We start from the raw sequence: 22,329 nt of genomic DNA on the forward strand, positions 1-22,329 counted from the left end.
TGTTGCTCCTTCCTCCATTTTTTGCTCTGCCTTAACTTCTAAAGACCATCCCAGAAAAACGCAAGTATTTTTAGTACTCCAGATACGCCCCTTTCATCGGGCTTGCTGCGTGGAGGCTGAAAAGACGGAGTACGCCTTTTTTGTATTTCGGCTCGCGCGGTTTCCAGTTTTGGCGGCGTTCTTTTAAGATCGCATCGATTTCTTCCATGGACTTGCGCTCACCGGCGATTCCGATAATGTTAAGTTTTCGTTCCTTCACATCAATCTCAATCAAATCCCCTTCCTCGACGAGTGCGATCGGGCCGCCGTCTACAGCTTCGGGACTGCAGTGGCCGATAACCGGGCCGGTGGAGGCGCCGGAAAAACGGCCGTCGGTGATAAGCGCGATGCTCTTTCCAAGCTCTTTGTCGCTGCTGATTGCCTCGGAAGTATAGAACATCTCCGGCATACCGCTGCCTTTCGGGCCTTCGTAGCGGATGAAGACGGCGTCGCCTTTCTGAACCTTATGTTTCAGCACGGCATCGAGGCACTCCTCCTCGCTGTCGAACGGTCGGGCACGGAGGACGGCGTGGAACATTTCTTTCGGGCAGGCCGTGTGCTTGATGACGGCTCCCTCCGGCGCAAGGTTTCCGCGCAGAACAGCGATGCTGCCGTCCGTTCCGATCGCCTTGTCATACGGGCGGATAATATCTTCTTTTGTAATCGAAGTTCCATACCGCTCATTGAATTTTGCGAGCCATCCGCTGCACTTCTCATAAAATCCATTTTCACGAAGCTCCGCCAGATTTTCTCCGAGCGTCTTTCCGGTCACCGTCATCACATCGAGATGCAGATGATCTTTGATTTCTTCCATAATCGCCGGAACGCCGCCCGCATAATAGAAGCACTCTGCCGGCCATCTTCCCGCCGGGCGGACATCGAGCAGATATCTTGCGTTGCGGTGCAGACGATCGAATGTGTCGCCGGTAATCTCGATGCCGAACTCATGCGCAATGGCCGGGATGTGCAGCAGGCAGTTTGTGCTTCCCGAAATTGCCGCGTGGACAAGAATCGCATTCTCAAAACTCTCTTTCGTCACAAGATCGCTTGGCCGCATATGCTCCATCTGTGCCAGTTTTACCGCCTGGCGGCCTGCCTCCCGTGCATATGCCAGAAGATCCGGGCTTGTCGCCGGCATCAGAGCGCTTCCAGGCAGGGCGAGGCCGAGTGCCTCCGCCATGATCTGCATCGTGGATGCCGTTCCGATAAACGAACAGGCACCGCAGCTCGGGCAGGCATTGCATTTCGCCCAGTCGAGCTTCTCCTCGTCGATCTCACCGCGCTCAAATTTTGCGCTGTACATGCCAAGCTGCTCCAGTGTCAGCATCTCCGGTCCCGCATTCATCGTTCCGCCCGGCACAACAACCGCCGGAATATCGACACGCGCAAGGCCGATCAGATTGCCCGGCATACCCTTGTCGCAGCTCGACAGATAGACGCCGCCGTCAAACGGTGTCGCATTCGCGTGGATCTCGATCATATTGGCGATCATCTCGCGGCTCGCAAGACTGTAGTTGATGCCGTCCGTTCCCTGGCTCTCGCCGTCACAGATGTCGGTGCAGAAATACCGCGCCCCGAAGCCCCCCGCTTCCGCAACGCCTTTCCGCACTTCCTCGACCAGCAGATTTAAGTGGCCGCTTCCCGGGTGGCTGTCCCCGTACGTACTCTCCACCATAATCTGCGGTTTTTCAAGATCCTCTTTTTTCCATCCTGTTCCAATCCGGAGCGGATCCATCTCCGGTGCAAGTTTCCGCATTTCCTGACTCTTCAGCATTTCCTTCTCCTCCCGCTGTTTTTTAGGTATTAAAAATACTCTTTCTGCTTTTCACTATAGCAATCCCTGTATTTGATTGCAAGACAAAAAAGCTGCAGTCTGCAGGGATTCCCCACTGACCGCAGCCTCTCTGAACAGCTCACAGATTTCTCTGTTTTCTGTTTGCCTGCTTCCGCAGATAATTTCCAATGCTTGTAAAACTAAGCAGCGTCACAATCAGAAAAACACCCGGGATCAGAATGATCCACCATGCCTTTGTCATCAGCGCTTTTTCCGAGAGTGACAGCATGCTGCCCCAGGAAATCACCTCCAGTGGAAGACCGATTCCCATAAAACTCAGTGTGGATTCTGCTACAATCGCACTTCGGATGTTCATAACCACCATAAACATAATAGACGAAAAAAAGTTCGGTGCCAGATGGTGCCATAAAATATAGAAAAAGCTGCCTCCCATACAGCGCGACGCAATCACGTATTCACTGTTCCGGATCTGCCGTACTTCGGTCCGCACAACCTTTGTAATGCTTGTCCAGCTTGTCATTCCGATCACGGCAGAAATCGTAATCACATTGGATTTTCCCGCAGCGGCCAGAAGAAAAATGACAAGAAGAAGATTCGGCACCGACAAAAAGATCTCGGTCAGCCGCATCAGAAGTGCGTCCAGCCACGCCGGTGCACATCCGCTGACTGCGCCGAAGAGAACGGCAATCACAGTGGAAATCAGCGTAGAAAGCAGACCGATCGCCAACGATATTCTGCCGCCGTACCAGATCATCGAGAAAATATCTCTTCCCATCGTATCGGTTCCAAACAGAAATTCCCGGCACGGCATGACGGAACAGTTTTTCAGATCCATATATGAGGGATCCTTCGTCATGATCTGCCGACAGAAAAGGCAGCCCAGCACAAGAAGACCCAGAAAAAGCTCTGCTGCCACCGGCCGGTCCTGATACCATTTTTTCTTTTTTTCTGCTTCTGTTTTTTCTGCAGGCCTCTCTCCTGCAAATTGAAATAATTGTGTTTTTTCTGTCACAGCATCATTACCTCCGATGTTTCTGCCGCTTCTTTCTCCCGCATCCGCGGATCAATTCTCTCGTTGATGATCTGTGCCGCCATATTGCACAGAATCACAACGATTCCGGACATCAGGCAAAGCAGCATCAGAAGATTGTAATCTTTGTACCGTGCGCTCTCATACGCCAGCGTTCCGATACCGGGATACGAGAAAACCGTTTCTACAATATAGGTTCCCCCCAGCACATGCGGAACAGAAATGGCCATGATGCCAAGATACGACGGAATCGTATTCCGCAGGCAATGCCGGAACAGAACCGTCTTTCGTTTCAGCCCCTTGGCTCTTGCCAGAAGCACATACTCTTCCCGCACTTCATCCAGAATTTTATTGCGGATCATGTATGCGTAATACCACAAATGACTCAGCACTACGACCGTCATCGGCAGGATCAGATGACAGACACGGTCAGAAAAATCTGCCTGTTTTCCAACAGAGTAGGCACCGGAACTCGGCAGCCATTTGAGCTGCATGGAAAAAACAAGAATCAGAAGCAGCGACAGCCAGAATTCCGGAATACATCCCGTGATGGTTCCCACCTTACAGATGATGCGGTCCAGCCATGTGTCTTCCTTCCATGCACAGAGAATTCCAAGAAGCAGCGCGAGGGTGAAAATCAGCAGAAACCCAATGCCGCCAAGCACCAGCGTATTTCCAATTCTTCCCTCGATCACGCGCGTTACATCCATTTTATATTTGTACGAAATTCCGAAATCCCCATGCAGCGCATTGCCTGCCCAGCGAATATACTGTACGGAAATGGGATCATTCAATCCCAATTTTTCTTCGGCCCACGCTCTTTCTTCGGGCGTCATTTTTTCCACGCGGTCTCCGTAATATGATACCAGCGGATCTCCCGGCGCAAGCCTTGAAATATAAAATACGAGCACAGACAGCAGCAGAACACTTGCCAGAAATGCCGCTGCCTTTTTCCCATAATAAAGTACTCTGTTCCGGCTTTTCATGTCGCATCGCCTCCCTCCATCAGCACAAAATGGTCTTTTTCCACTTCCTGTAGGGTTCCTTTCCGGGAGAATTCCATATTGGCAAAATCCGGAACGGCTCTCGCCCGTTCCCTTCGCGGATCCGGAATCGGAATGGCCGCGATCAGCGCTTTTGTATACGGATGCAGCGGATTTTGAAACACGGCTCCTGCCGGACCGGTTTCCACCAGCTTTCCATGATACATCACACCTACTCTGTCACACAAAAATTCGACCATATCCAGATCGTGTGCAATGAACAGGATCGAAAAGCCATGCTCCTTCTGCAAATGGCGGAACAGATTCACAATCTGCGCCTGGATCGACGCGTCCAGCGATGCAATCGGCTCATCTGCTACCAGAAGCTCCGGCTCCATCGTCAGAGCCCGTGCAATCGCAACGCGCTGCCGCTGTCCGCCGGATAATTCTCCCGGATATTTTTTCAGATATTCCGGATCCAGCCCCACGTATTTCATCTGGAATCTGGCTTCCTCCTCATAGCTTCCCCGCAGCGGCCGGATTTTCTGCACGCGCATCGGCTCCTCAATAATGTCGCGGACCTTCATCCTCTGATTCAGACTGGAACCGGAATCCTGAAAAATCATCTGGCGTGTCGTCTGCAGCATTTTTTTATTTTTCCGGAACTGGCCTCTGTCGCAGGTATCAATCCCTTTATAATAAATCTGGCCGGCATATGGCTGATAAATATTCATCACACAGCGTGCAGCGGTAGATTTTCCGGAACCGGATTCTCCTACCAGTCCAAAAATTTCTCCTCTTCGAATCTGAAACGATACATCATCGACTGCCTTGACTGCTGTTTTCCGGGACAGTGGAAAAATATGGGTCAGATGACGCACATCCAGCAAAATCTCATGTTCCATCTGTGTTTCCTCCTATCGGCGGCACAACCTTCGGTGCTCTCTCATCCAGCAGCCATGTTGCCGCATAATGGCTGTCTGTGACCCGGAACATCGGCGGCTCCTCCTCAAAATCAATTTCCAGCGCATAAGCATTGCGGCTGGCAAAGGCATCGCCTTTCGGCGGATGGAGAAGAGACGGCGGCATTCCCGGGATAGACGGCAGGCTTTCTTTTCCCCTCGAAAACGCCGGTATGGAACGCAGCAGTCCCCACGTATACGGATGACGGGGATCATAAAAAATCTCATCCACGGTCCCGATCTCTACGATTTTTCCTGCATACATGACCGCTACCCGGTCTGCGATCCGCGCTACAACGCCAAGGTCATGTGTGACAAAGACCGTCGCCGTTCCCAGTTTTTTCTGAATTTCCCGAAGCAGGTCCAGAATCTGTGCCTGAATCGTCACATCCAGCGCTGTCGTCGGCTCATCAGCAAACAGAATTTCCGGATTGCCCGCCAGCGCAATCGCCAGTACGATCCGCTGCCGCATTCCGCCGGAAAAGTGATACGGATATGCCTTTTTCCGCTCTTCTGCCTGCTCGATTCCCACCAGCTGCATCAGTTCTGTCACTCTCTGTTCCACTTCTTCTTTTCCCATGTCTTTCTGATGCGCCCGCACTGCCTCTGCAATCTGCGCTCCGACTGTCATCGTCGGATTTAAGGAAGTCATCGGATTCTGGAAAACCATCGAGAACAGTTTTCCCCGCAGTTCCCGCATTCTTCGCTCCCCGTATCCTGCAATTTCTTCTCCATTGACCAGAATTTTTCCGTTTTTGATCTTTGCATTCTCCGGCAGCAGCTTCATAATGCTTTTGCAGAGCACACTTTTTCCGCAGCCTGACTCGCCTACAACAGCGAGCACCTCACCTGCATTCAGGGAAAAGCTGACATCGCGGACCGCCTGTACTTCCCCCTCATCCGTAAAAAAGCTGACGGAAAGATGTTCCACTTTTAATCGTTCCTTCATTCCGTTTTTCTCCTGTACAGACAAAAAGGAGGTAACCATACCTCCTTCGTCTGCTTTTTTGTTTTTATTCTTCGATTGTCCAGTCCTGAATATTCCAGAAAATACCAACGCCGTGGTGGCCCAGCACCGTGTCTTTGGAAATTCCCTGAATACCGGAATCTGCCACATAATTTGCATCAATATAACAGATGAATGCATAGGCCGGATCTTCTGCCAGTTCTTCCTGGAATTTTCCGTAATATTCTTTCCGCACTTCCGGATCGTCACTCTGGCGGGCAAGAGACAGATACTCATCTACTTTTTCATTGGAATAGCTCGAATAATTCGCCCCTTTGTCCGTGCCGAAAACCTTATATGTATGATCGTCCGCATCGAACGGGCTTCCCCAGCCGATCAAACAGGCCATCTGTCCGCCCCAGTCCATCTGTGCCGGAATTTCTACGGTACAGTTGATTCCGGTTTCCCGGAGCTGCTGTGCTGCTGCCTGGGCAATATCAATGCGGTCCTGCTCACCGGACATCACGCTGATGACAAAACCGATTTCTTCGCCGTCCCGCTCATAGAAACCATCGCTGTTTCTGGTGCATCCGGCCGCTTCCAGAATTTCCTGTGCTTTTTCCGGATTGTAATCATAGTGTTCTACATTTTCGTTATTATAAATGTTACGCTGCAGAGGACTGTATGCCGGCATTCCCTCGCCAAGAAGTACAGAATCAATGATCGCCTGACGGTCAATAGAATAGCATACCGCCGGAATGATGTCTCTGTTTTTCGTCCAGTAATCATTTGCAAAGTTAAATAAAATTCCGCGGTAATCTGCCGTTGTCATATCGTAGCAGGTAAAACCGTCTTTTTCTTTGAAATTCTGTGCATTTTTCGGGTCAAGCAGCGCCAGATCCAGTTCGCCGGATTCCAGCTGCATTGCCTGTGCATTATCATCCGGTACAATTTTGAAAATGACCTTGTCAATCTTTGGTGCACCGAGGTAATAATTTTCATTTTTTGTCAGAACGATCGACTGGCCTTCATCCCAGCTTTCCAGCTTGTACGGACCTGTTCCGACCGGTGCTCGGAAGAAATCCGACTCCTGCATATTTTCACCTTCCAGCAGGTGCTTCGGCAGGATGGCCATCGTCATGTATTCCAGGAAAGCCACGTTCGGCTCGGAAAGGCGGAAGGAAACGGTGCTGTCATCTATAACTGTAATCTCTTCTACATCCTCATAATTTGGTGCATTTTCAGATCCGTTTTCCGGATCCATGATCGCTTCGATGGTGAATTTCACATCATCCGCCGTAAATTTTTCTCCATCATGCCATTGGATGCCGTCCCGGATATGAAAGGTGTAGGTGCAGGTTTCTGCATCGTACTCCCATTTTTCTGCCAGACCCGGAACAATGTTGTCATCCGCATCGTGTGCGGTCAGTCCGTTGAACAGCAGTAGATTAATTTCACCGTGCTCATCCATCGCCGGATTAATCCTGGTATAATCAGCAGAACCGTAAACCAGGGTCGTCTCTTCCTCCCCTGTCTGGCCGGAAGAAACTTCCGTCTCTGTTTTCGACAAATCTGTACTGTTGCTGTTTTTCCCGCTGTCCTGACCGCATGCCGCAAGGGATGCTGCAAGAGACACCATCAGCATCAAAGATAATATTTTCTTTTTCATCCTTTTCCTCCCATTTTCAGACCGTTTTTACCCGGACTGACCGCTTTTTTGCTTTGTACTCCCATGATCTGCGCGCCTGATCCATGTACTGTTCGTTCATTATATTTGATATTTCAGGCTCTCACAAGCCGGGTGGGGGGATATTTTTTCCTTTTCCCGTAAAGTCAATTGTCTCTCCATCTTTCTCTCCAGTTCCGGCCTGCTGCCCGGCATGGAAGCACAAGAAAGAATCCTGCCCGGAGGGCTTTTTAATTTACAGGAAAATTCAACGAAATTTCCTGTAAATCAAAAAATGACCTTGCGCAGGGGATCGTTCCTCTGCATCAAGGTCATTTTAACTTTCGTATTTTTGTCGAATTTTACAGCATGTTAATGACAAATCCAGCCAGCATCGTCGAAAGAACGGTGATAACCGTAATTCCTCCCACGACATACGGCACATTCAGCGTATCTTCGATAAACGCTTTCTCCTCCGGTGTCTCTCCGACTGCATCGCCGACCTCGCGGCAGATGACTACGTTGCTCGGGAATCCGAGGAACTGCTCGACACCGATGCCGACTGCCAGGTCTTTGTCGCCCACGAGTTTCCAGGTCGGAAGAACCCAGCCAACCAGTGCAACACCGATCAGCGCTGCGGCGAACAGAACGATTGTCTGGAATGCCATGGTGCCGAGATCGCTTAAGGAAACTTTCGCCAGGGACGGGATGATGGAACCGAAGACAGCAATCATCATGAGGCCGTAGGAGTTCGATTTCTGCAGCGGTTTCATCGGAACGAGTCCTGAAGCAACACAGACAACGCCGAGAAGCAGAGCCCAGATGCTGTAGTTGATCGGGGTCAGATCGCCAAGAATATGGGCAACCCAGGAACCGGCTGCCACGAGTGCCATCATGACGTTGGCAGAATACCATTCTTTATGTTTGTCTGCAAAGAAAACTTTTGCGGAAGCACCCTTTCCGGTCTCCTGCTTTTGGAACTGTGTCGGATTCTCGCGGTACGCTTTCAGCAGTTTCTTTCCATAGCGGATACCCATCGCAGATGCGATCGGCGCACCGACGAATTTCTGTACGGAATAGATGACTGCACAGAGTGCTGCTGCCGTTGCCAGCCCTTTTTCTGCTGCGGCGCTTGCCATCAGCGAAGTCGCCATTGCCGCACCGTTGATAACCGGCATGCCGACGAGCACAGTGTCAAATCCGATGATCGGGGATGCCAGAAGCATCACAAGGCAGGACGCCAGCATACAGAGTGCCGCCATTAATACGGTTCTCCACTCCTCGATCAGCTGTTTCACGTTCAGGGTAGTACCCATGTTGAACAGTACCATCGCAATTGCCAGTTTTGATAACGCCGTAAGGCCTCCCTGATCGATGATGTCCGCCGGGATCAGTTTCGTCAGAAAGCCTACCAGGAACAGGAGCATGACGACCATCATTCCGGACAGCTTTCCTTTTGTAATTTTACCGACAATGTCGCCGAGTGCAAACACGATCAGAACAATCATGAAGCTGGAGAACATTGCGTTGTTCGTTAAAATCTCAGCCATTTCTTTTTCTCCCTTGCTCTTTTTAATTTGAAATTATACATAATTTTCTTTTATTTTGCAAGTTTTATCCAGTTTTTATTTTATATTTTGCATATTTATGCAATCCTTCCAATTATCCGCGCCACAAGCTCTCCGGCATGATAGAAGTCATCGAGATGCAGATATTCTTCGGTCGAATGATTCTTGAAATATCCTGTTGCGATACCGACACAGGTGATTCCCTTCTGATTGAAAATATTGCCGTCCATACCGCCGCCTCCGCCGTTGATCTGCGGTTCGATTCCCATCTCTTTCAGGGATTCCGTGACGATCTGAATCATCTCGGAATCCTCCGGGATGAAGAACGGCAGGAAGGTGTTTTCTCTTTTAAATTCCACACGCGCACCGCGCTTTTCTGCGATTTCACGGCAGTGCGACTGGAAATACGCTTCATAGCGGTCGAGTTTTTCTCCCGACCGGCTCCGCATCTCTCCGCGCAGGATTGCGTGGTCGCAGACAACGTTCATTGCCTCGCATGTTTTGGACCAGAGGTGAGAAAAGTTCGACGTTGTATTTTCATCCAGTCTTCCCGTCTCCATCGTTGCGAGCATTTCCGCCATAATTTTTGCCGCATCAATGCCTTTCTCCGGCTCATTTCCCGCATGGGCTGCCTTGCCGAAAACCTGTGCTTCCAGAAGGGCACGGCCCGGCGCACCATTTACAATTCGGCCGATGCGTCCCGGGGAGTCGAGCACATACATCGTTTTTGATGTCAGCAGGCTTACATCGAATGCTTTCGCACCGTACAGACCGGCCTCCTCGCCGACCGTAAAGAGGATCTCCAGTTTCGGAAGCGCCTTCCCGGATTCAATCGCCTGACGCACGCCCTCTAAAATGGCTGCCACACCGGACAGATCATCCGCCGCCAGAATCGTGTCGCCCGAAGAACGAAGGATTCCATCCTCCTCCACCGGTTTGATTCCAATGCCGCCCGGCACACGGTCCATATGGGAACAGAAACAGACAACACCGTCCCGCTCTCCTTCCCGAACCGCCAGAATATTGCCGCACACGCCGCCAAACGTAGCCCCGGCCTCATCCCGCGTAATCGCAAATCCCATCTGCTCCAGTTTTTTCACCAGATGCTCTGCAATCTCCGTCTCCTGACCGCTCGACACATCAATCCGCATCAATTCGGTCAGTTCATCTAACATACGTTGATTTTTCATTTCTTTTCCACTCTCCATTCTTGAAAAAAATTTTCAAAAACAATTCTTCTACATCTTACCATTTGCCTTTCGTCCTTAATAGGTGTAAAATTATGCCATAATTCATTTTTATGTCTTTAATTCTCGGAAAGGAATTTTATATATGAAAATCGGCGTAACAGGTTCTGACCATATCTGCGACAGGATTCAGAAAACGCTGGAGAAGCGCATGCCGGACCTTGAAGTGGTCTACCGGCGTTCCAACGATTACCGGTACGGTCTGGAAGCGGCTGCCCAGTTTCAGAAATGGAAAGTATCCGGCATTATTTTTACTGGGCCGACCAACTATCACTATGCTTTAAAGCGGCTGGAGCCAAACGTTCCCTGGACCTTTCTTCCGCACAATCAGGCTTCCATCTTAAAAGCGCTGGCGGAATCTGCTGTCCGTTATTCCTGCGTGCCGGATGTCATCAGTATCGATATGTATGAGGAACAGCTTGTGCAGGAAACGCTGGAAGAGATCGGCATTTCCAATGGCCGCGTCCTTGTGGCACACGGCTCTTCTCCCGATCAGGGCGATTTTCAGGATGCCCTCACGGATTTTCACCGTTACAACTATTTTCACAACGGGGCAAAAATCTGCTTTACCAACATGGAAAAAACGTATGAGGCACTGTCGGCAGAAGGCATTCCCTGCATCCGCATCTCGGTTTCCGAGGATGTAATTCTGGAACAGGTTTATCATCTTCAGTTTCTGGAAAATACGGCGCAGAAGAACCGCGGGCAGAGTGCTTCCGTGCAGATCTATTTTGATTATTCCTTTGATCAGGAGACGGATCTTTCGCTCCGGGAATGGGAGAAGGTTCATTATCAGAATGAGATGCGCGAGCTGATCTACTCTGCCGCCCACCGCATGGGGGCTGCTGCGTTCTCCGAGGGCGCTTCTATTTTTTATATCATGTCATCCCGTCCGGTTCTGATGCGGGAATTTATTCAGAACGGGGAATATCAGAAGATTCTGTTTCACGGACAGCAGACGCCGCACAACCGGCTGTGGATCGGCATCGGCTACGGTGATACTCCCATGGAGGCGAAATCCCGCGCGGCAATGGCGCTCAACCACTCGATCGCGGACCGCTCCGGCGCGAACTATATTGCGGAGGATGAGCATCAGTTTACCGAAATTAAGATCGATGACCCGACCGATCACACGGCGTATCTTCTGCACCGGCTTCACATCAGCAGCAGTACGTATGAAAAACTGAAAGAGATTCTGCGGTCACATGATCAGGTAATCACTTCCGCACAGCTCGCTGCAGATATGGGGATCACGGAGCGGAGCGCCAACCGGCTGATTCTGCGGCTGGAACAGGAAAACTGTGTGACCACGATCGGCAAAATCAGCGGCGGCAGGGGACGGCCGGCACGGATTATGAAAATCACTTTATAAAACATAAGAAATGGAGAATGTTTATGGATAAAAGAACGGAACAGGCATTTGCCTATCTCGAGAAAAACGAACACAGTATGATGGAGCTGCTGAAAAATCTTGTCTCCATTGAAACACCTTCGGCTGATCGCGAGGCGAATGAGCGGATTGCGGCGCATCTCGATACGTACTGTGATGCGCTCGGCATGGAGCGTCAGATTCATCACTTTGAGAAGGCTGGCCCGACGTTTGCCGCGTGGACCCGGCCGCAGGAAAAGAAGCCGATTCTTCTGCTTGGGCATATGGATACAGTTCATGCGGTTGGAAAGTTCGGCCCGGAACCGTTTCTTGTGAAGGATGACCGCGTGTACGGTCCAGGCGTTTATGACATGAAGGGCGGCGATGTGATCGCGCTGTTTGTGCTCCGCGCACTGAATGCGGTCGGGTATGAGGACAGACAGATCAAACTGGTGCTCACCGGTGATGAGGAAGTCGCCCATGCATTTTCCCACGGCGAGGCCGGAAAGCTTGTCGAGCAGTATGCCAGCGGCTGTGAGGCGGCTTTTAATCTGGAATCGGGCTACACCAGCGGCGAAGTGACTACGAGAAGAAACGGCGGCGCGATCATTCGCGTGAAAGTAAAGGGCAAAGCGGCTCATGCAGGAAAGGAGCCGCAGAAAGGCGCGAGTGCGATTCTGCAGGCGGCGCGCATGATTACAGAGATTGAGAGCCGCTCGGTGTTCGGCTATCTTTCCTTCAACTGCGGCCGTATTTCAGGCGGAACCGGAGCCAATGTCATCCCGGATTCCTGTGAGTTTTCCATCGGTATCCGATACGCGGCAAATGCGCAGTATGAAGAAGCCATCGCTTTCTTAAAAAATCTCTGCGAACACGTTACCGTTCCTGGCACAAGCTGCACCATGGAACAGAACGGCTACTACCCCGCCATGGAAATGGTCGACGGTGCCGACCGCCTCCTCTCCCTCTATCAGGAAAGCTGTAAACTCCTCGGCGAACCAATCCCGCAGGGCATCCAGCAGAGCGGTTGCTCCGACACCTCCTTCGTCACCCGCATCGGAATCCCCGCCCTCTGCAGCCTCGGTATCCAGGGCGCAGGCGCACATTCACTTGATGAGTATGCGATTCCGTCCTCACTGCTCGTGCAGTGCAAGAAACTGGTGGCCACGATTTTGGCGATGTAAAATGCTATGCGGTTCTTGACAAAACAGGAAAGTCATTTTAGCATAAAAAAAGAAACGGGTTTTTTGTCCGGTAAGCTCATCGTGAGCCGAGGGAGTTGCTCGTTTCTTTTTTATTATCTTATTTTCTTTACCCAATCACATCCGTAACCGCATTCACCGCTTTCGCCACAAAGCTGATCGTCTTTTCGCTGAACACTTCCCCGTCTTTTGAGAACGAAACGTGTGCCAGTCCGATCTCATCTTTCTCGCTCGCTTCGGTGCTGCCCATGAGGGTGGTCCATTTGATATGGACATCGTCGGCGGTGATGGCGTGGTCGCATATTACGATGTACTGTGCTTCATCGAACAGCGGCGAATTGGATTCCGCATAGACGATGATGTCGTTGTTTTTTTCCTGATAGACGCGCACGGTATAATTTACCAGGTCTTTTTCATCCGTAATATAGTCCTTGTTCGGCGATACGGTTTCTTCGCAGATCAGGCTTGCATCTTTTGGAATGGTATTCTTCTCTTTCGTTTTGGTCATCCCGATCATCAGCATACAGTTGCAGAGCGCTGCGATCAGAACTGCAAGCAGCAAGATTTTTATTCTATGTTTCATTGTTTTCTCTTCCTTTTCCCATGTCATAGTTTGTCACTGATGTTTCATTTCCATTATACATGATTTCCCCAAAATAAGAAACGTTAAAATACGTCCGTCCCCATAAAAGCTTTTTTGAAAAAATTTCTCAAAAAAAAAGTTTTCCATTTTGTTCCAAATATGTTATGCTATACTATCCGTTAGGCAATTCTAACTTGATGCACTCTCGCAATAAAGGAGGTCCTGCATGCCTTTAAATTTAACCGTTTTCAATCAGTTTTACGCCATCAATAAAATCTGCGGCCAGGAAAAGCAGCGTCATTATCTGGAGTCGCTTGGGTTTGTTCCCGGGGCCAGGATTTCGATTCTGTCGGAGCTTCACGGTTATTATCTCGTCATGGTGAAGGGCAGTAAAATCGGGCTGGATAAGAGTCTGGCCAAGAAAATTATTGTGTATGCCAGCTGAACCGATGGCAGGGTTCACTTTTTGCATACACATTTAGAAAGTATGGAGTATTATGGAAAAGAACAAAAAAATCATCAAACTGTGCTATCTGCAGATCGCATTCTATGTCGTCTTTCTGACATCGCTGCTTCTGCATTTCAAGCGTGGGCTGGATCATCGCGCCTTTGCGCTTCTGATTATCCTTACGCTGCTCGGCTGCGCCTCTGCACTGACGCTTACCGATTATCTGAAAAGCCTGATCCGCCGCTCCGGCTTTGATGTCGCCGGCGTGCACGATAAAAAGTCGCTGGAAGAAAAGCTCCTCCAGCTTCAGAACGCAGACGATACACTCGATGTCGGCGTGATGATGTTTGATATGAACAATTTAAAGATGATCAACGACACGTACGGCCACGAAGAAGGCGACGTCTTTATCCAGACCTTCGCCTCCTATCTGACCCGCATTCTGACCGAGGACAGCTTTCTGGCGCGGTTCGGCGGTGATGAATTTGTCATTGTGCAGAATCATGCAACCTGGAACCAGCTGGAGCAGATGAATCTTCAGCTGCAGACGATGATCGACACCTACAACCAGACGGCGGATCACCCGCTGAGCTATGCCGTCGGATATGAGCTGAGCTGCAAAAATCATTATTATCTGATCATGGATCTGCTGCAAATGGCGGACGAAAAAATGTACCAGGACAAGCGGTATAAAAAACAGCTCCAGAAAAACGGACCTCTCGCCGCCCGCCGCAGTATGCTTGCTGAGAGCATTTCCACGGATTCTTTAAAAGAAAAAATTTTTACGCTTCTCAATAACAGAAGCGAAGAAAAGCAGTACGCCTTTCTGATGACGGATGTCGACAATTTTCATCTGATCAACGATTACTGGGGTTATGAGATGGGTACGAACATTCTGAATTTCATCCTGAAAAAGCTGGAACTCTTTCCGCAGACACTCTTTGTGAACCGCTATCACTCCGATATCTTTGTCGGCATTATCGATATCACCGGGCAGGATCCGGCCGTGGTGCGGGAAAAGATTTCCGCCTATCACAAGCAGGCGATCCGCGAAGTGCTGGAATCGTACCCGCTGAATTACATGACGCTGAACACTGGCGTCTATTATCTGAATGACACGGACACACCAGCGGAGGAAGTCATCTCTCATGCCAACATTGCGCGGCGGCGTGCGAAGGAAACTTCCACCTGCGTCTTCGAATACAACGCCGAGCTTTCCAGCACGGAACAGAAGCGCGCGGAGACCATTCATTCCTTCCAGAATGCCCTTGCGAAAAAAGAATTTCAGATTTATTTCCAGCCGAAAATCAGCGGAAAAATGCAGGAAATTGCAAGCGCCGAGGTGCTGGTACGCTGGCTGCGCGAGGACGGCACGCTCTGGTTCCCGGACAGCTTCCTGCCGATTCTGGAGGAGACCGGAGAGATTGAGTCGCTCGACTATTATGTGTATAATGCTGCTTTCCAGTGGCTCGCTGACCGCCGGGAAAACGGACTTCCGCTGCTGCCGCTCTCGCTGAATGTGTCGCCGGTTCATTTCCGCAAGATCGATACATTCACACAGCGGATCACACAGCTGCTCGATCATTATCAGATTCCTTCGAAGTACCTGGTTTTTGAGATCACAGAGACAACGTACATTCATAACATTGATGCCGTCAACCAGATGATCCGCTTTTTCCACGACCGGAATATCCGCATTTCCATGGACGATTTTGGGTCTGGATATTCGTCCTTAAATTCGCTGAAGGATATTCTGTTTGATGAAGTTAAAATTGACAAACATTTCCTCTCGGCGGGCCTCTCCGAAAAAGGAAAAATTGTGCTGGAAGAGATGTTCCATCTTTTAAAACGCACAGACAAATGGATTGTCTGCGAGGGTGTGGAAACGAAAGAGATGGTAGATTTTCTGATCGCCGAAGGATGCGACGAGCTGCAGGGATTCTATTATTATAAACCGATGGAACAGAAAAAATTTGAAGAGCTGATCGCTTGACAAAGTCCGAATTCTATACTATGGTTATCTTGCCCGGTAGTTACTACCGATTCAATTCTGTTATCAACTTTGTTGGGAGGTATGCATGATGTATTCCATGAAAGAAGCCTGCGTTCAGACAGGCATGTCGTATGAAACCCTGAAATTTTACTGCAAAGAAGGCCTCGTCCCGAACGTAAAACGCGACAGCCACAATTACCGCGTTTTCGACGACCGCGACATCAAATGGATCCAGAGCCTCGGCTGCCTGAAGCGCTGCGGCATGACGCTGGCGGAAATGAAAGAATATCTCGCCTACTGCCTCGAAGGTCCATCCTCCATTCCGGAGCGTAAAGAAATTCTCGCGGTAAAAAAAGAAGCGCTGCTCGCATCGATGGAAAAACTGCAGAAAGCCATCGATTATATCGACTGGAAACAGAATTTTTACGATGATGTCCTGTCGGGAAAAATCGAATATCACAGCAATCTGATTTCCGATGAAGAGATTGCACAGAAGGCACAGTAGTCCTTCCTATCCTATGCAAAAAACGGCGCCGATCTTTTTACAGATCAGTGCCGTTTTCTCATTTTTTCTCTTCTTTCCTCCACCGTCTCCATGCGTCGTCTGTGGAGCTATTCATTTACTTCGGCTGCGGTCCGCATACTCTGTCCGAAATCGACGATGTGCCACAGGATTTTTGCTCCCAGGATAAAGGATCCGTAGATGGCTGCATCCAGCGGGCCGTACCAGAAATGCCAGTAATGTGTCAGCGGCAGCAATGTGATTTCCAGCAGGCAGGTATGTAACTCTGTTGAATTTATCTCGTCAATCATGTCATCATCTCGTCACGTAAGTGACGTGATTAATTTTCTCGAATATTATATGTTTTTCCGTCTCAGATCCGATCCAGCACTTCCCCAATATCCCCTTTAATGCACACCGCTCTGTCACGGATCAGATCCGGGACACGCATATCGCTGGTGTTGATGCAGACATAAAGATTATCTTTATCTTCTGCTGTCATGCTGAAAAATGGATATTTGATGATTCCCGGCGTGTTGTATCCCACGCCGAGTTCCAGATACAGGATATGGCCTCTGTTGTGACGAAGCAGGAAATCGATGCGTCGGCTGGATGCCTCATGCCAGCCTTTATCTTCCACAAACGTGTCATCCGCGCGCAGATTCATGCTCATCGGTTTTCCGCAGTGTGGGCAGTACGGCACCAGTTCGGATGGGATCCGCATGCTCAGGTTTCCGTTCTCCGGCGGAACAAGGCTTCCGTCTTCCGGGATCTGATACCCCTGGGCAAGCAGCATCTTTCGAATGATTTCTTCATTGTCATACTTTTCCTTGCAGCACGGCTCAGAGCACTGAAACAGGCCGTAATCTCCCTGCGTGTAAAACAAACGGTTTTTATCAAATCCGGCTTTCTGGAAGCAGTGGTCTACATTTGTGGTGATGACAAAATAGCTCTTATTTTTCATCAGGCTGAGCAGTTTCTGGTAAACCGGTTTTGGCGCGTCCTGATAACGGTTGATGTAAATGTATCTGCTCCAGTACGCCCAGTATTCTTCCAGCGTATCGTAAGGGTAGAAGCCGCCAGAATACATATCGTGGAAACCGTATTTCTGTTCAAAATCTGCAAAATATTTCCGGAACCGCTCACCGCTGTAGGTAAATCCGGCCGATGTCGAAAGCCCAGCCCCGGCTCCTATTAAAATCGTGTTTTTTTCCTGCAGTGCGGTGCGAAAACGCTCCATCTTTTTTTCAAATTCTCTTTCTTTCCAACTTTCAAACATCACAAATTCACCTCTTCTTTTCTTTCTGCTTTTGTTCCCCATTCTTCAGCGATTACTTTTCTCCCAGCAGCTCCTCATAAATCTCCCGGTCGCGGTCCTTGAACACGTTGAAAATGACCTTCTCCACGCTCGTCTCTTTCTGCGCCAGAAACTCTTTCACCGTCGCAACGGCAATCTCCGCTGCTTTCTCGTTCGGAAAATGAAATTCTCCAGTGGAAATGCAGCAGAACGCCACGCTTTTCAGTCCGTTCTCCGCCGCAAGTGACAGGCACGACCGATAGCAGTCCGCCAGCTGCCGGCAGTGTGTTTCCGTCAGATGGCCGCCCACAATCGGTCCAACCGTGTGGAGCACATAGCGGCACGGCAGATTATACGCCGGCGTGATTTTCGCCTGCCCCGTCGGCTCCGCATGGCCCTGCGCTTCCATCATCTCCTCGCAGTACAGCCGAAGCTGCACACCCGCAAACGTATGGATGCAGTTGTCAATGCACCGGTGATTCGGCACGTAACAGCCAGTCATCCCGCTGTTCGCCGCATTCACAATCGCATCGCACCGGAGCGCGGTGATATCGCCCTGCCAGAGATACAGCCCCTGCTGCACCGGCGTAAGGTCGTCGACATTCGTCACGCCCTTTTTTGCCGTCTCCTCCTGCAGATACGCATCCTGAATGTTCAGAAATTCTGCACTGCTCTTTTTCACCATGCGCACATTCATCAGCCCCCGCAGAAGCTGTCTCTGCCCGGTGCTGTCAGACGGAATCTGCATTCCGCGGTACTCCCGGCTCTCTTCCAGCAATGACTGGATCAGAAAATTTCTTCGTTCACTCTGGTTCATGTTATTCCCTCATTTCCATCGTTTCTATAGACTTTATCTTATCACTATTCCCATAAAATCTGTAGCTAAAATAAGGGGACTACTGCCCTCTTTTGCGAATCGTTCCTCTCGGACACGTCTCCGCGCATCGGCCGCAGTGCAGGCACTGGTGCTGGTCGATGACGGCCGGGATGCGGGTGATGTCGATGCATTTCTGCGGACAGACTGAAAAACAGAGCTTGCAGCCAATGCATTCGTTTCCCACCTCGTACCCAGCCATCGACTGCTCTGCGCCGCCGATCAGGATCGTGTCCCGCACGATATGCGACGGATCGCTGATGTCGAAGTATTCTCCCTCGGCCTCGTACACGCAGAACACCTCAAGTGCCGCGCGTGTATCGCCGGGATAAATTTTCTGCATGTATGGATTTTTTCCGAAAATTTCATCCAGCTTTTCACTGTGGATGTTCTGGATTCTGCCGCGGAGAGAGACTGCTTTTTTATCTTTCGTCGCAGAAATTGCCACATAGCCCTGCTCCATGAGCTGTGCATAAAAGGCTTTTCCTTTTGCCGTCAGAAAATACACTCCTTTCTTGTCCCACAGCATCATATCGATCACACGGGTCTGTGGATGACCGTCTGCACCGATCGTCGCCATCGTGGTTGAGTGCATCTCCTCTACTAACATCTTCAGATAATCATTTCTCTCCATAGCGGCAGATTCCTTTCTCTTTTTACTTCAAATTCATAGCGACAGATTAAAACTCGTACGGCGGGTTTCCGGAAAAGTCTGCGATTACACCGTGTGCATTGTTCAGATAGAATACCTCGAAAATCGGGTTGTCAGCGGTTTGGTACTGGCCTTTTACAATCGGATTTCCCATGCACATTTCTTTTGCAGCCATATTGTTTTCAAATACAGCTTTTCCGTTCAGACGGATCCATGCATAGGATGGGCTGGAAGTGGAAATTTCAATTTCCGGATTTGCCAGCATATCTTTATAAACATCTTTTGTGTTGTTGGTACAAAACCACAGTTTTCCTTCCATTTCGCCAATAAACATAAACGGACGGCATTTTGCTTTTCCATCGCGTCCTACAGTTGCTAAATACTGTACTGGGTTTTCTTTTAAGAATTCTACTACTTTACTCATGATGATGTCCTCCATTTTCGTTTTTTGATTTTGTTTTTGAGCTTGTTTCTTATGATTTGGTTTCGGCCTTTTTCGAATGCGCTCCAGACCTTTTTTCTCGAAAGGATTGCTTTTTTCTTTCGATGGCTTTATAATAAGCCCAAAGCGTCTTAACGTAAAGTAAGCACAATATTATGCTGTAGTTACCAAAAGGAAACTATTGTGTAAATACAAGGTTTTCCGTGCTTACTTTTACAAGAAAATCTTTATGAAATGGAGGTTTTTTATGTCAGTTTCTGAAAAAAACGCAATATCTTTAGCCGATCTCCCGGCCTGCCCGGTAGAGACTACCTTAACCTTAATCAGTGATAAATGGAAAGTCCTGATTCTCCGTGATCTGATGCCGGGCACCAAACGTTTTGGCGAACTAAAAAAATCCATCGGTCACGTTTCCCAGAAGGTTCTGACGAGCCAGCTCCGTCAGATGGAACAGAGCGGGCTCGTCAGCCGTAAAGTTTATGCAGAAGTTCCGCCGCGGGTAGAATATACCCTCACCGACCTGGGCTACAGCCTACAGCCAATCATGGATGCCATGTGGAGCTGGGGAGAAAATTATAAGAAAAAACTCTCCGCCGAAGAATCCGAAACCGCCTGATATTCGTTTGTTTTTTGCAAAAAAAATGTCTCAAAACCAGTCTTTTGTTTTGAGACATTTTTATTTTCTATTTTTCCCGGAAATTCGGACTGTTTTCTTTCAGCACCACTGTTTCCCAGCTTCCGATTGTTCCATCATACTGTCCGTTCCACACCGGATACTGTTCGACCGGAAGTTTGATTTCCACGGCATTCCGATTAAAGTTCTGTACGAACACATACCGGATTCCATTCTTTTCGCGCGTTGTAACCTCCACGCCATCCGGAATCTCTTTCACCACCGATGTGACACCTGCTTCTTCTGCCAGTTTTCCGCAGAGCTCATCGTACAGACCCTGTTCAAAACCGGCACAGATCTGATATGCTTTTCCTGCGCCATACTGGTTTTCTGTCAGTGCAGGCATTCCTGCATAAAAATCTTTTCCATAAGTCATCAGCACTTCTGCTGTCGATGGTTTCACCAGTTCACAGAGATTGCTGCACCGGTACGTCCGGGTCAGATGCAGACGGTTTTGCGGGACCGGAACTCCTTCGTTCCATTCCCCATCGTACAGGCCGTCAATCTCCATGCTCCGAAGTCCCATTACATCCAGCAGTCCGTGCGGCGTTCCGCCAAGGAAACAAAGATCCGTCTCATCTACAATTCCGGACCAGTACGTTGCCAGGAAAGTGCCGCCTCCGGCCACAAACTGCCGTACTTTTTCCACCCATCCTTCCCGCTGCAGATAAACCACAGGCGCTGCCACGATCTGATAGTCCGAAAGACCCTGCGTTTCATCGATGACATCAACATCCAGGCCGAGTCTGCGGAAGGCGCGGTATGATTTTTCCACGGTTTCTTTGTAAAACAGGCCCTGATTCCGTGGCCCTGCCGCATCTTCCAGTGCCCACCGGTTTTCGGTGTCATAAATCACAGCCACTTTCGGACTGCAGATGGCACCGGAAAGTTCCTGCATCTGCGCCAGGGTTTCTCCTACCTTTGTCACTTCCCGGAATACACGGGTGTCATCTCCTCCATAATGGTCTATCACCGCTCCATGAAACTTTTCGGAAGCTCCACGGCTCTGGCGCATCTGGAAATACAGGACGCTGTCTGATCCGTGCGCCACGGCCTGCATGGATGCGGCATGCAGCATGCCCGGCTTTTTCAGTTTGCTGACCGGCTGCCAGTTTGTTGCGGACGGACAGCTCTCCATCAGATAAAACGGCTTTTTCTGGATACCGCGCATGATATCATGCTGCATCGCCGTATCTGCTGCCGTAACTGCTTCCGCTTCTTTGTGCCAGGTCGGATAATTGTCCCAGGAAACAAAATCAACAATGTCGGCAAACTTGTGATAATCCAGTCCCTTGAAATCATACATCATATTGATGGTCGTAGGCTGTTTGGCACCGGCATCCCGCAGCGCGCTGATCTCCCATTTCACAAAATCGGCTGTCTGATCTGTTACAAATCGTTTCCAGTCCAGATTCAGTCCGTGCAGCGATGCGTCTCCTTTTGGCGACGGACTCTCCACCTGATCAAAACTCTGGTATGTATGACTCCAGAACGCCGTGTTCCATGCATGGTTTAAGGCCTGTAAACTGCCATATTTTTGTTTTACCCAGTTCCGAAATGCCTCCTGGCAGAGCGGACAATGGCACTCTCCGCCTAGTTCATTCGAAATATGCCATGCAATGACACCTGGATGATCCTTGAACGCTTCTGCCAGTTTTGTATTGATCTTTCTCGTTTTTTCCCGGTACACCGGCGAGGTATAGCAATGGTTATGACGCTCTCCGTACAGATTTCTCTGCCGCATCGCATCCATGCGGAGTACTTCCGGATATTTCTGTGCCATCCAGCGCGGTCTTGCCGCTGTCGGTGTAGCCATCATGACAGAAATTCCATTTTCATACAGACGGTCTACCATTTTTTTGAGCCATTCCAGATCAAACACGCCTTCTTCCGGCTCCAGGAATGCCCAGGAAAAGATGCCGAGGGAAACTTCATTTATTTTCGCTTTTTTGAAATACGCAAGATCCTGTTCCAGAATTTCCGGATATTCCAGCCATTGTTCCGGATTGTAATCTCCGCCATGCAGAAGTTTTCCAAAATTTATATTCTGTCTCATGA

The 22,329-nt window shown here is 49.6% G+C and carries 21 protein-coding genes; 6 read left to right on the plus strand and 15 right to left on the minus strand.

Going from position 1 to position 22,329, the window contains the following annotated elements; all coding sequences use genetic code 11:
- Positions 1 to 70: 70 nt before the first annotated feature.
- The 8 genes from ilvD to DWW13_RS08645 form a co-directional block, all read right to left on the minus strand.
- Positions 71 to 1,813, minus strand: a complete 1,743-nt coding sequence (ilvD, locus tag DWW13_RS08610) for a dihydroxy-acid dehydratase (protein ID WP_055221176.1) — start codon at positions 1,811 to 1,813, stop codon at positions 71 to 73.
- A 139-nt stretch (positions 1,814 to 1,952) separates the two neighbouring features.
- Positions 1,953 to 2,846 (minus strand): ABC transporter permease, encoded by an 894-nt coding sequence (locus DWW13_RS08615; protein ID WP_118719848.1) that lies wholly within the window; start codon positions 2,844 to 2,846, stop codon positions 1,953 to 1,955.
- Entirely contained in the window at positions 2,843 to 3,850 is a 1,008-nt protein-coding gene (locus DWW13_RS08620) for an ABC transporter permease (RefSeq protein WP_118719850.1), read from the minus strand. Before DWW13_RS08620 ends, DWW13_RS08615 begins: the two co-directional genes overlap by 4 nt.
- Positions 3,847 to 4,752 (minus strand): ATP-binding cassette domain-containing protein, encoded by a 906-nt coding sequence (locus DWW13_RS08625; RefSeq protein ID WP_118719852.1) that lies wholly within the window; start codon positions 4,750 to 4,752, stop codon positions 3,847 to 3,849. The genes DWW13_RS08620 and DWW13_RS08625 overlap by 4 nt, the downstream gene beginning before the upstream one ends.
- Positions 4,742 to 5,758 carry an ABC transporter ATP-binding protein gene (locus DWW13_RS08630; protein ID WP_055227871.1) on the minus strand — a complete coding sequence of 339 codons (1,017 nt, stop codon included), beginning with the start codon at positions 5,756 to 5,758 and terminating at the stop codon, positions 4,742 to 4,744. Before DWW13_RS08630 ends, DWW13_RS08625 begins: the two co-directional genes overlap by 11 nt.
- 64 nt (positions 5,759 to 5,822) lie before the next feature.
- Positions 5,823 to 7,424: an ABC transporter substrate-binding protein gene (locus DWW13_RS08635; RefSeq protein WP_173841667.1), complete on the minus strand. Its 1,602-nt coding sequence runs from the start codon at positions 7,422 to 7,424 to the stop codon at positions 5,823 to 5,825.
- A 359-nt stretch (positions 7,425 to 7,783) separates the two neighbouring features.
- A complete protein-coding gene (locus DWW13_RS08640) occupies positions 7,784 to 8,971 on the minus strand; it encodes a hypothetical protein (RefSeq protein ID WP_118719854.1) in 1,188 nt (395 codons plus the stop codon).
- Between the two features lie 95 nt (positions 8,972 to 9,066).
- Complete coding sequence (locus tag DWW13_RS08645; RefSeq protein WP_055221225.1) at positions 9,067 to 10,179, minus strand: M20/M25/M40 family metallo-hydrolase; 1,113 nt, start codon at positions 10,177 to 10,179, stop codon at positions 9,067 to 9,069.
- A gap of 142 nt (positions 10,180 to 10,321) precedes the next feature.
- Between DWW13_RS08645 and DWW13_RS08650 the strand changes: the two genes are divergently transcribed.
- Together DWW13_RS08650 and DWW13_RS08655 are read left to right on the plus strand one after the other, a co-directional pair.
- Complete coding sequence (locus DWW13_RS08650; RefSeq protein WP_118719856.1) at positions 10,322 to 11,608, plus strand: hypothetical protein; 1,287 nt, start codon at positions 10,322 to 10,324, stop codon at positions 11,606 to 11,608.
- Between the two features lie 23 nt (positions 11,609 to 11,631).
- Positions 11,632 to 12,789, plus strand: a complete 1,158-nt coding sequence (locus DWW13_RS08655) for a M20/M25/M40 family metallo-hydrolase (protein WP_055227862.1) — start codon at positions 11,632 to 11,634, stop codon at positions 12,787 to 12,789.
- Between the two features lie 127 nt (positions 12,790 to 12,916).
- Here the strand turns inward: DWW13_RS08655 and DWW13_RS08660 are convergent, their stop codons facing one another.
- Positions 12,917 to 13,390 carry a hypothetical protein gene (locus DWW13_RS08660; RefSeq protein ID WP_118601279.1) on the minus strand — a complete coding sequence of 158 codons (474 nt, stop codon included), beginning with the start codon at positions 13,388 to 13,390 and terminating at the stop codon, positions 12,917 to 12,919.
- A gap of 226 nt (positions 13,391 to 13,616) precedes the next feature.
- Between DWW13_RS08660 and DWW13_RS08665 the strand changes: the two genes are divergently transcribed.
- The 3 genes from DWW13_RS08665 to DWW13_RS08675 all read left to right on the plus strand — a co-directional run bounded on the left by DWW13_RS08665 (position 13,617) and on the right by DWW13_RS08675 (position 16,336).
- Entirely contained in the window at positions 13,617 to 13,835 is a 219-nt protein-coding gene (locus DWW13_RS08665) for a FeoA family protein (protein WP_117510951.1), read from the plus strand.
- Positions 13,836 to 13,887: 52 nt separating this feature from the next.
- Complete coding sequence (locus DWW13_RS08670; RefSeq protein ID WP_118719858.1) at positions 13,888 to 15,831, plus strand: bifunctional diguanylate cyclase/phosphodiesterase; 1,944 nt, start codon at positions 13,888 to 13,890, stop codon at positions 15,829 to 15,831.
- An 85-nt stretch (positions 15,832 to 15,916) separates the two neighbouring features.
- On the plus strand, positions 15,917 to 16,336 hold the full coding sequence (locus DWW13_RS08675; RefSeq protein ID WP_330421837.1) for a MerR family transcriptional regulator: 420 nt from the start codon (positions 15,917 to 15,919) through the stop codon (positions 16,334 to 16,336).
- A gap of 107 nt (positions 16,337 to 16,443) precedes the next feature.
- On the opposite strand, the gene DWW13_RS08680 is transcribed toward DWW13_RS08675, so the two are convergent.
- The 5 genes from DWW13_RS08680 to DWW13_RS08700 form a co-directional block, all read right to left on the minus strand.
- The gene (locus DWW13_RS08680) at positions 16,444 to 16,644 is read right to left on the minus strand and encodes a hypothetical protein (protein ID WP_118719860.1); all 201 of its coding nucleotides are present in this window, start codon (positions 16,642 to 16,644) and stop codon (positions 16,444 to 16,446) included.
- A 62-nt stretch (positions 16,645 to 16,706) separates the two neighbouring features.
- Positions 16,707 to 17,612 carry an SIR2 family NAD-dependent protein deacylase gene (locus DWW13_RS08685; RefSeq protein WP_243026080.1) on the minus strand — a complete coding sequence of 302 codons (906 nt, stop codon included), beginning with the start codon at positions 17,610 to 17,612 and terminating at the stop codon, positions 16,707 to 16,709.
- A gap of 52 nt (positions 17,613 to 17,664) precedes the next feature.
- Positions 17,665 to 18,447, minus strand: a complete 783-nt coding sequence (locus DWW13_RS08690; protein WP_118601282.1) for a protein-ADP-ribose hydrolase — start codon at positions 18,445 to 18,447, stop codon at positions 17,665 to 17,667.
- Between the two features lie 79 nt (positions 18,448 to 18,526).
- Positions 18,527 to 19,138 (minus strand): pyridoxamine 5'-phosphate oxidase family protein, encoded by a 612-nt coding sequence (locus DWW13_RS08695; RefSeq protein ID WP_118719862.1) that lies wholly within the window; start codon positions 19,136 to 19,138, stop codon positions 18,527 to 18,529.
- Positions 19,139 to 19,184: 46 nt separating this feature from the next.
- A complete protein-coding gene (locus DWW13_RS08700) occupies positions 19,185 to 19,580 on the minus strand; it encodes a pyridoxamine 5'-phosphate oxidase family protein (RefSeq protein WP_117801882.1) in 396 nt (131 codons plus the stop codon).
- Between the two features lie 265 nt (positions 19,581 to 19,845).
- On the opposite strand from DWW13_RS08700, the gene DWW13_RS08705 reads away from it, so the two are divergent.
- Positions 19,846 to 20,214 (plus strand): winged helix-turn-helix transcriptional regulator, encoded by a 369-nt coding sequence (locus DWW13_RS08705; RefSeq protein ID WP_117801881.1) that lies wholly within the window; start codon positions 19,846 to 19,848, stop codon positions 20,212 to 20,214.
- A gap of 67 nt (positions 20,215 to 20,281) precedes the next feature.
- Here DWW13_RS08705 and DWW13_RS08710 read toward each other — a convergent pair whose 3' ends face one another.
- Positions 20,282 to 22,327: a beta-galactosidase gene (locus DWW13_RS08710; protein ID WP_118719864.1), complete on the minus strand. Its 2,046-nt coding sequence runs from the start codon at positions 22,325 to 22,327 to the stop codon at positions 20,282 to 20,284.
- Positions 22,328 to 22,329: the final 2 nt, after the last annotated feature.

It is taken from the genome of Blautia sp. AF14-40, from assembly GCF_003479665.1.
GTDB lineage: Bacteria > Bacillota > Clostridia > Lachnospirales > Lachnospiraceae > Fusicatenibacter > Fusicatenibacter saccharivorans.